The organism is Protofrankia sp. Cas4 (assembly GCF_963555915.1).
Classification (GTDB): Bacteria; Actinomycetota; Actinomycetes; order Frankiales; family Frankiaceae; genus Protofrankia.
Genome location: NZ_CAUVXL010000077.1, coordinates 1 through 10,237, shown reverse-complemented (window position 1 = coordinate 10,237; position 10,237 = coordinate 1). Strand labels below are relative to the sequence as shown.

The window sequence follows — 10,237 nt, the reverse complement described above, 5'->3', positions numbered from 1 at the left end:
GATGTTCGTCACCACCCGCGCGTCCCTGTCGGGGACCGGGTCGTCGGCACAGTCACCGGCAAGGTCACCGGCCTGGCCACCGGCCGGGTCGTCGGCACAGTCACCGGCAAGGTCGTCGGCACAGTCACCGGCAAGGTCACCGGCAAGGTCACCGGCCGGAGCAGGCACCACATCAGCGTTGGGACCTGGCCGGGTGACGATCCAGTCAACGATCCCACGGACGGTCCTGACCTGCGCCAGCTCCTCGACCATCGCATCGGCGAGATCCCAGGTGCCGGTCATGCCACCGCTGCCACCGGCCGAAGCGGTGCCGTCCCCCGCCGATCCGACGCGCGCTGTCAACGCCCCCAGGATCTCCATTCTCTTGATCGAATCAATACCCAGATCAGCCTCAAGATCCAAATCTGATTCCAGCATCTCCGGCGGATAACCCGTAGCCGCGCAGATCACATCCACAACCAGACCCAACACCGCAGGTGGATCCAGCACGGGCACCGCCGGTTGCACCGACGTCATCGGGGCCACCCCGGGGCCGCCCGCATCCGGTGGCCCCGCCTGGGCAGGTACCAGCGCCGGACGCCCCTGAACGGGGAGCGTGGGCGTGGGCACAGTCGGCACCCGGATCGGCTCCCGGGTGGACTCCGCGCCTTTCCGTTCTCCCACTCCGGCTGACGCACCGAGGTAGCCGAGCATGACATCGCGTTGCGCGGCGACCAGCTCCCGGGTGGCGCGCAGAAACTCAACCATGGTGGCGTCCATTGAGGCGTCCGCGATGGCATTCGTGCCGGTCACGGCGATGCCCGCCACGCCCATGCCCGTCACACCCATGCCCGTCACACCCATGCCGACGTTCGGGGACAGGCCCTGTGGCGGGATGTTTCCTCGCACTGCCGCGGATCCCAGGGGCGCTTCTCCCACCGGCGCGGATCCCACCGGCGCGGATCCCACCGGCGGAGGCGCCATGGGGGGGAGCAGCGGCCGGGAACCCTGGATCGCCGGTGGGATGGGCTCATCGTCCGCCAGCCGGGTCAGCTCGTCCGCAGGCCGCAGCCCGCCGGCCAGATGCCGTCCATCGGATGTCCGCACCATGTGGCCGTCGACCAGCCAACCGGGTCGGCGTGGGCAGTTCGCGGCTGAGACCGTACGCACGTCCCGCCCGGCGAACAGCGGCGTCGTGTCCACGGCGACACCCGCAGCGGCAAGCTCAGCCAGCGCAAGCAGAAGCCGGCGGAGCCCGGGTTCGCCGGGAACGTCCGTGGCGAGCGCCGTATGCGGCCGGCCGGCGAGGATCCGGCCGATCAACCCGGTGAGTACCCGCCCCGGCCCGACCTCAACGAAGATCCGCACACCGGCCGCATACATCGCCTCGATCTGGTCGACAAATCGGACCGGGCGCGCGACCTGACCGGCGAGCGTCTGTCGTACCGCGTCGGGCTCCGGCTCGTACGGCTGGGCGGTGACATTCGACCAGACCGGGACGCCCGGCTCGCCAACCGCAACCTTGTCCAGCTCCACGCCGAACGTCTCGACCGCGCCCGCAACCACCGGGCTGTGGAACGCGCACGCCACCGGGATCCGCCGGGCCGTCAGCCCGGCGGCCGCAAGGCGTCCGACGGCGAGGTCGACCGCGCCCGTCGGACCGGAGATCACGGTCTGGTCCGGTGCGTTGTGGTTGGCGATCACAACGTCGGCCAGCTCCGTCCCAGCGGCGGCCAGGACCTCCTGGACACGCCCGGCCGCGGCGGACACCGCGGCCATCGCTCCCGGGTCGGCGGTCGGTGCGAAGGCGTCGGCCGCGCCGAGGATGGCCTCCGCCCGCGCCGCACTGAGCAACAGAAGATCATCAATGTGGATGGCCCCGGCCGCGCACAGGGCGACCAGCTCACCGTAGCTGTGGCCGCCGAGATGGTCAGGCCGGACACCGAGCCCGGTGAGGATCTCGTGCATGGCGAGCCCCGCCATCCCGAGAGTCGGCTGCGCCGTACGCGTATCGGTGATCGCCGCCTGCTGGGCGGCGACATCGCCACGATTGAAGGCGGCCGGCGGGAACATCGCCGTCGCCCACTTCTCACCGCGTTCGAGCAGGTGACGCAGGCGTGGGAAGGCCACGAACAGATCCGCCAGCATCCCGGGCCGCTGGCTGCCCTGGCCCGGGAAAAGAAAGGCGATCTTTCCGCCACCATCCGGACCGGAGTCAGCCGTCTCGGCGTCGGCCCCGCTCTCGGCCCCGCTCTCGGCCCCGCTCTCGGCCTCAGCCGCAACGAAAATCCCCGCCTTCGGATCGTGCTCAAAGACCCGCGCACGTCTCACCAGGTCTGGAAGATCATCGAGGGTGGCCGCGACAAACGCCACCTGGACGGCTCCGCCGCGTCTGCGCGCGACCGTCGCGGCCAGATCACGCAACTTCCAGGGTTGTCCGGCGCCGTCGTTGATCCTGATCAGTTCGGCGAGTTTGTCCAGAGTGCGGCCGGCGGCAACCCGGTCGGTGCCCCGGACGACAAAAAGCTCCGCGGGCCAGGAGCCCAGCCCGTGAGCGGGCTCGGGCCCACCGTCGTAGGCGGAGAGCACCACGTGGAAGTTCGTCCCGCCGAACCCGAACGCGGACACACCGGCGTGCCGGCGTGACGCGGGTGCCGCCCACGGACGAGCCCCGGTGTCGAAGAAGAACGGACTGGTTGCGGCGTCCCAGTAGGGATTGGGCTGGGTGAGGTTCAGCGTCGGCGGGCGCACCCCGGTTTCCAGCGCCTTCACCGTCTTGATCAGACCGGCCAGGCCGGCCGCACACTTGGTGTGCCCGATCTGGGACTTCACCGAACCGACCGCGCAGCTCGCCGGCGCCGCCCCGTGGGTGGTGAAGACCTCGGTCAGGCCGGCGAGCTCCGTCCGGTCACCGACGACCGTGCCGGTTGCATGCGCCTCGACCAGGCCGACGTCGGCCGGGGAGATGCCGGCTCGGGCGTATGCCCGTTGCATCGCCAGCACCTGGCCTGCCTTGCGCGGAGCGGTCAAGCCCAGCGCCCGGCCGTCGCTCGATCCGGCCACCGCCTTGATCACAGCATGGATGCGGTCACCGTCGCGTTCGGCGTCGGCAAGCCGTTTGAGCACGACGACGGCCACACCCTCGCCCAGGCTGATGCCGTCGGCGGCCGCGTCGAAACTGCGGGACCGGCCGGTCGGTGACAGGGCCTGGACGGAGGAGAACAGCAGAAAGTCATGGACGCTGTTATGCGTGTCCACACCGCCGCAGAGCACGAGGTCGGAGGTGCCGGCCACCAGCTCCTTGCAGGCGGCGTCGAGTGCGGCCAGCGAGGACGCGCATGCCGCGTCCACCGTGTAGTTCACCCCACCGAGATCGAGGCGGTTGGCGATCCGGCCGGCGATGACGTTGGCGAGCAGACCGGGGAAGGAGTTCTCGTCCAGGGTGGGCAGGCATTCGTCGAGCGCGGGCGGAACCGGGCCGACCACGCTCGGGTAGGTGGACCGGAAGCCGTACGCGGAGGCGAGGTCGGCGCCGGATTCGGCGCCGAACACCACTGACGTCCGCGACCGGTCGAACGGACGGTCGTCATATCCGGCGTCGCGCAGGGCCCGGGCAGCCACGGCCAGGGCCAGCAGCTGCCCGGGGTCGATACTGCTCAACGCCTTCGGTGGGATCCCGAAACTCAGCGCGTCGAACGGCAGCGGGGCCAGGAACCCACCCCACTTGGACGGCACCCGCCGCCCCGCGTCGCGCGGGCCCGTATCCGGGTCGTAGTAGAGATTCGGGTCCCAGCGGCTACCGGGCACCTCGGTGACCGCGTCCAGGCCGCCGACGATGTTGGCCCAGTACTCGTCCGCGTCGGCGGCACCCGGGAACACACAGGCCATCCCGACGACGGCGACATCCAGCGGACGGGCGACCTCGCGCACCTCATGCCGCGCACCTGCCACGCCGGACGACCCGCCGCCGCCGACGGCACTCGTGTCGATACCGAGCGCAGCGACCCTGGCGGCCACGGCCTGGGTCGCGCCCTCGGTGACCTGGGTGTGCAGGGCGCCCACCGTGGTCCGTTCCGACCGCAGCGCCGCCACCTGCCCGATCATGAACATGCCCTCACGGCGCTGGGCCTCGGGGTCGACTGCGACCAGCCGCCCGCGTTCGCGACGCAACCCCTTGCTCGCGATCCGCAGCCGGCCGAGGTTAAGGCGTTCCAGCTCCTCCCACACCTGCGCGCGAGTCAACCCCCGCTGGAGCAGTTCGGCCTTGCGTTCGTCGAAGGCGCGGACGAAGTCCGACTGCACGCACCGGGTGGCGTGGCCCGGCGAGGTCTCCAGCAACACGGTGCCCTCGCAGTCCACCGCGGCCTGCTGGAACCCGGGCAGGATCGCCCCTGACTCAACCGCCTCGGCGGTGAACAGGTAGGCGGTGCCCATCAGGACCCCGATCCGGGCGCCGCGTTCGACCAGCGGCGCCGCGGCTGCCGCAACCATGGCCGCGGACCGCGCATCGTGCACGCCGCCGGCGAACAGCACATGCACACCCTCGAAAAACTCGGTGCCGGCCTGTTGCCCGTCCTCCTTGGCCACCCGTTCGCCATGGGCCAACAGCCCCGCGATCTGGCCCTCCCACAGCGGAAAGCTCGCGCGTGGGCCCACGTGGCCACCGCACTCGCGTCCCTCGAAGACGAACTTGCGGGCACCGTCGGCGAGGAATCGGCCGAGCAGACCCGGCGAGGGCACATGCAGGAAGGTGTCGATGCCGGCCGCCTCCAGCGGGGCCGACTGGGACGGACGCCCACCCGCGATCAACGCGCACGGCGGACGGACGGCGCTGACCGCCTCCAGCTGGGCGGAGCGGATCTCCGGCGGGGCGAATCCGAGTATTCCGACACCCCACGGTGCACCGGCGAGCAGAGCGGCGGTCTCCTCCAACAGCGTCCGGGCCTCGGGCCCGCTCAGCAGAGCAAGGGCGAGAAACGGCAGGCCACCACCGTCGGCCACCGCCCTGGCGAACTGGGCCCGGTCACTGACCCGCGTCATCGGCCCCTGCGCGACCGGAACGCGCAGACCCCGGTCGACCGCGAAGGGCGCGCCAGGGGCCAACGGGGCGAGCCGCGCGGCGGCGGTGAGATGCTCCCTGATCGCCTCCCGGACCGCTGCGACGACCCCGCCGGCGGTGATGTGACGATCAGCGAGCAGGGCCGCGAAGGCTCCGTCCTGGCCGACCGGCAGGAACTGCGCACGCAGGTCACGGGCACCCAGCCGGTTGGCGACAGCGGCCGTGTCAAGATCGTGACCATCAAGGTGGGCGACCGGCAGGTCCGGGCGGACGTAGACACGATGCCCGGCGATGACCGTGGTCTCGCTGCCGTCCATCGCCCGGATGGCGGCAGCCACATCGGTCCGCGGTTCCATCTCCCGGACCAGGGCGAGCTGGACGTCGAGCACGACCCCGTGCGCTCCGCCGGCAACCGCGGCTGCGGCGGTGTGCGGGCCGATCCCACCGGCGGCCCACACCGGGCGGTCCAGCTCGGCGTGCAGCAGATACTGAAGCAGTGTGAACGTGGTCAGGTCACCGACCCGACCACCCGACTCACAACCCCGGGCGATCAGGCCGTCCGCGCCGGCCTCGACCGCCGCCCGCGCCTGTACAACCGAGGTGACCTCGACCAGGACGCGACGGCGACCCCCGGCGGAGGCGGTCACGACGTCCCACCGCGCCCCGGTCGAGCCGGCGACCGAGGCCCGGTCGGATGAAAGAAGGTCGGACGAAAGAACGACGGTGTCCACCGCGGCCGGCAGATCGCCCGGCGCGGTCGAGCAGCCGGCGGGAACCCGCACCCCGAACGGACCCCGGGCCCAGCGGGCCGTGTCGGCGAGCGCGGTGCGCGCGGCCGCCGCGTCGCGCCCCAGGTCGAGAACTCCGAGGCCACCGGCCCGGGTCACGGCGGCAGCCAATCTCGCGTCCGGCTCGGTGAACGGAGTGACGCCAATGACAAGGTCCCGTTCCCGGGCCTGCGGGTTTGGAGACGTGCTGATGCTCATTGGACAATCCCTCCTGACCCTCCGCCAACCCGTCGACGAGGCGCCGTGGGCGGAACACTGACAGTTGAGGGCGGAGGGTCACAGCGCGTTCTCGCCATGCCGCCCGCGCGGGTTGGGTTTAAGAGCGACCGGACACAGACGGCAATCCCACGAACGGATGCAGGCGGCGGCGCCGCCGCCGGAACTCGCCGCATGAAAACACCCACGGCGCGCATTGCCACGGCCACTCTGGCCGTATCAGAACAAACCCGATGACCATGTACCTGTTCGCCATAAAGCCGTTGACATAGAATTGATTTTACGATATCGACCATATCACACCATGAAAAGCAACGGAAAACCATCGGAGGCACAACAAACTTTGCCCACTGGACCCGCGCGAGCATCCCGCAGCCGGGAAACGCCGACGGCTGTTTCCCGGCCAACCGGCATACGGCAGGTCCAACCGACGGAGAGCGCAACAGGTTAATAGGCGCAAAGAAACATCTCGTCGGCCGGACTTTGCCCGATGGATACATCCACGAAAAGTTCACCCGGTAGCAAGAACCTATTTCAGGTCTTCTGACGGGCTCGCCACGCCCAGTCGACCAAAGAGGAAACGATCATGCTTCTCTCCGTGTGCTCGGGGGGCGACGGGCTGCAGTCGGATCAGGCCCTAGGTCGCGACTCTCGACGATCGTCCCATCCGACACGACCAGCTGCTCGAACGAACCTTCGGTCTCGGTGATCCAAAACGCGCCACCGAGGGTCATGGGGTCAAGGTTACGCTGCACGGTAGCCCGGAAGCGGCGACGGCGGACGAGCACGACCCGCAGGGGTCCACGCCCGCCCAGCAGCGACCCCCACGCGACCGTGAACGGCACCGGCGGCCGGCGCCCCTCGACCGACGTGGTGCCCTGGCGCCAGCCGAGAATCGGGGTGCGTTCGAGCGGATGATCGAGAACGTCCGAAAACGCATCCGCGGACCTGAGCCGCCAGTGCAGGAGTCCGACCGGCGAGCTCACCAGCTCGACTTCGACGCCGGAAAGCGGCAGCTCCATCCGGTCGAGCACCTGGTCCATTGCGCCACCTCCGCGCCGCGTCCGCAGAACCGGGCGAAGCCGCCGGTCCTCCACCCGTCGCGAACGACACACCCCATCCCACGATCGGATGCCGTCGCCCAGCGCCGCGAGGACTATAATCCGGCCACGACCGCGGGTAGCGCATCCTCCATGCCGGGTGAGGAAGCAGCGACGGCAATGTCAGGGAACTCACGGCACCGGGCACCCGTACGCGGCCCGCAACCGGCACGCGAGGGCGACTGTCACAGGAGGTGAAGCGCCCGGGCGCGCTGCACGGCATCGCGCCGGCGCGCCACGTCCAGCTTGCGGTAGATGCTCTTCAGGTGTGTCTTGACGGTGTTCACCGAGACGAACATCTCCTTGGCGATTTCCGCCGTGGTGAGCATCGTCGGCAGATAGCTCAGGACTGCCTGCTCACGGCCGCTCAGCGGCTCGACCGGCACCGCCACCGGCTCCGGCGGTGCCAGCAGCCCCGACGGGGAATGCTGCGTCGCAGACAGGGAATGCCGGGTCGCAGACAGGGAATGCCGGGCCACCGACTGGGAATTCTGGGCTGCCGCCTGGGAATTCTGGGCTGCCGCCTGCGGCTCCGGCCATGGTCGAGCCATGGACGATTGTGATCCTCGAGGCATGGTCACGGGTTCGGGCTGCGCCGCCCCGGGTCCGGGCTGCGCCGCCTCGCCGCGGGTCAACAGCCGGTCGACGAGTACCCGGTGAGCGGCCCGCAGTCCTGGATGCGCCCGCAGCAGCGCCCGCACCTCCTCGCCCGCGTCCACGAACGGACGCATGACGCCTTCCTCCTCCGCCAACGCCAGTGCGCGGGCCAGCGACGCGGTCGCACGTGCCACCTCGCCGCCACGGCCGGCCGCCACCGCGTCCAACACGCACGCGGCCGTTATGCTGCCGATCCCGGATCCGGTGTCGGCCCGCAGCAGGGGGGCCAGGATCGCCACCGCAGCGGGCGTGTCGGCCCGGGCCAGATGGACGCGGGCCAGGGCGAGCAGTTCGGCCGGGTCGGGGCGGTGTTCGGTGATCCCGCGCCGCACCACGGCCAACGCCGCGTCCGGGTTGCCCACCGCGATCAGCAACTCGACCTCGGTAGCCAGCCGGGTCCGCACACAGATGTCGGGCAGCCCGACCGGACGGTGCGCCCCGAGCAACCGTCGGGCCGTCCGGACATCGCCCGCCCGACCCAGGATAGCCGCATTCAACAGGACGAGGAGCTCAGCGGTCACCGGCTGCGGCCATTGCCGACAGTAGCGTTCTGCTTCGAATGCGTGTCCGCGGGCCGCGACAAAATCATCGGTCTCAAACGAGACGACCGCCATCGCAAGATGCACGTCGGCAAGCCCGGTGACCGCCGCCGGCTGGACATCGTCACGAGCAGTGGTGGCCGACCGGCTCCGGTCCGCCTCCGCGGCCCTGCCAGCCCAGGCTTCGGCCTGGCGCAGCCGCCCGCGCCAGGCGTGGGCCAGGGCGAGTCCGCCCAGACACGACAGCTCCACATCACCTGCGCCCACCTCGCGGGCAAGTCGCAGTGCCGCCCGGAACGACTCGGATGCACCATCGGGACGACCACGCCACAGCTCGGCCCGGCCGCGGGTGGCAAACGCGACGGCACGCATGGCGGACAGATTGGTCCACAGCCCGCAATGATGACCATCTGCTCCCGCCGGCACGGCGGTGACGTCCGGGCGCTGGCCGACGCGCAGGAGCCTGCGAACGCAGGCAAGCATCGCGTCGGGATCCGCCCGCAGTTCGGCACAGCGCGCCTCGAGGACATCGAGAACGGTCGTGACCAGACGCCTGCGACCCACCGGAAGGCTGGCCACCCGGATCCGTGCACTGTTCACGCAGCGCTCCGCGGCCTCGACGTCACCCGCGCGGACGCCGCGTGCCGCAACCACGAGCGCACACTCGGTCGACTGGTCGGCAGACCCCACCGGGAACACATCGACCAATGCGCCGACCTGGGCCTCGCGCCCAGCGTCACCGGAGCCTGCGATCACCCCGAGGCCGCCCTCAACGAGCAGACAGGCGGCATAGCGCCAATCCCCGGCCCGACCTGCGTGACGGACGGCGGCCGAGAAGTCACGGCGCTCGGCGAACCACAGCGCGGCCCGCAGGTGTAGCTCGGGTTCGTCCTCACGACCCTCTCCCGCAAGATCAGCTCGCATGATGTCGACAAGCAGGCGGTGGAAGCGGTACCAGCTGTCCGCGCCGTCGATACCGACCACGAACGAGTTGGTCGCCGCCAGGTCCGCCAAGAGCGCCCGTCCGTCCACGACCTGGCCGACAGGCCCGGCGACGCCGGTCGGCCCGGCGACGCCGGTCGAGGCACGAACAGTCGGGCATGGTTCGGCCGCGACCGTGTCGAGCAGGGGCCCGGTGAGGCGGTCCAGCACGCTTGCGCGCAGGAGGACCCGCCGAACCTCCCCCGGCTGGCGACCGAGCACCTCCGTACGCAGGTACTCGGCGACGCCACGCCCGACACGATCACCACTGCCGCCACCGCTGTCGTGCACCGACGCCTGAGTAGCCGACAGCCGGAGGCCCGCGGCCCAGCCCTCGGTTCGTTCCAACAGCCGGTCCCGACTCTCGTCCGGAAGATCGACACCGTGCGCTTCGAACAGGGCCACCGCCTCCCGTGCGGTGAACGCGAGATCGCTCGGACCGACCTCCACCAACCGTCCCTCGAGCCGGAGCCGGTGCAGAGCAATGATCGGATATCGCGCGCACAGCACCAGTCGCAGCGCAGAGCCCGCACCGGTGGCAAGCAGTTCGAGCCCGGCGATCGCGACCGGGTCGGTGATCAGATGAACGTCGTCGACGATGAGCACAGCGGGCGCGGGCAGTTCCACGAGCGCGTTGGCCAGATCCCGCCAGCGCCGTTCGAAGCCGCTGTCCGGTGCCGGCCGCGGGATCATCGCCAGTGGCTGACCAACGGGAATGCGGCCGGTCGGCAGGATGCCGCCACGTTCGAGCGCGCACGACAGATGTGCCCAGAGATCAGTGCCCGCATCCCCGTCGACGGACAACCACGCGACCGGCACAGGCGATCGGGCGGCGGCGACCCACGAGGCCGCGAGGACGGTTTTGCCGGAACCGGCAGCCCCGCTGATCATGGTGATGCCTGTCTCTTATACACATCT

Annotated in this window: 3 protein-coding genes; all 3 read right to left on the bottom strand. The window is 70.5% G+C overall.

All coding sequences use genetic code 11. From position 1 onward, the window contains the following. Window positions 1-6,024, bottom strand: a 6,024-nt coding sequence (locus U9979_RS07670; RefSeq protein WP_322778814.1) for a polyketide synthase, incomplete at its 3' end; no start/stop codon positions are given. Between the two features lie 602 nt (window positions 6,025-6,626). Further along, complete coding sequence (locus U9979_RS07665) at window positions 6,627-7,085, bottom strand: hypothetical protein (RefSeq protein ID WP_322749036.1); 459 nt, start codon at window positions 7,083-7,085, stop codon at window positions 6,627-6,629. A gap of 242 nt (window positions 7,086-7,327) precedes the next feature. Further along, window positions 7,328-10,210 (bottom strand): LuxR C-terminal-related transcriptional regulator, encoded by a 2,883-nt coding sequence (locus U9979_RS07660; RefSeq protein WP_322778813.1) that lies wholly within the window; start codon window positions 10,208-10,210, stop codon window positions 7,328-7,330. Window positions 10,211-10,237: the final 27 nt, after the last annotated feature.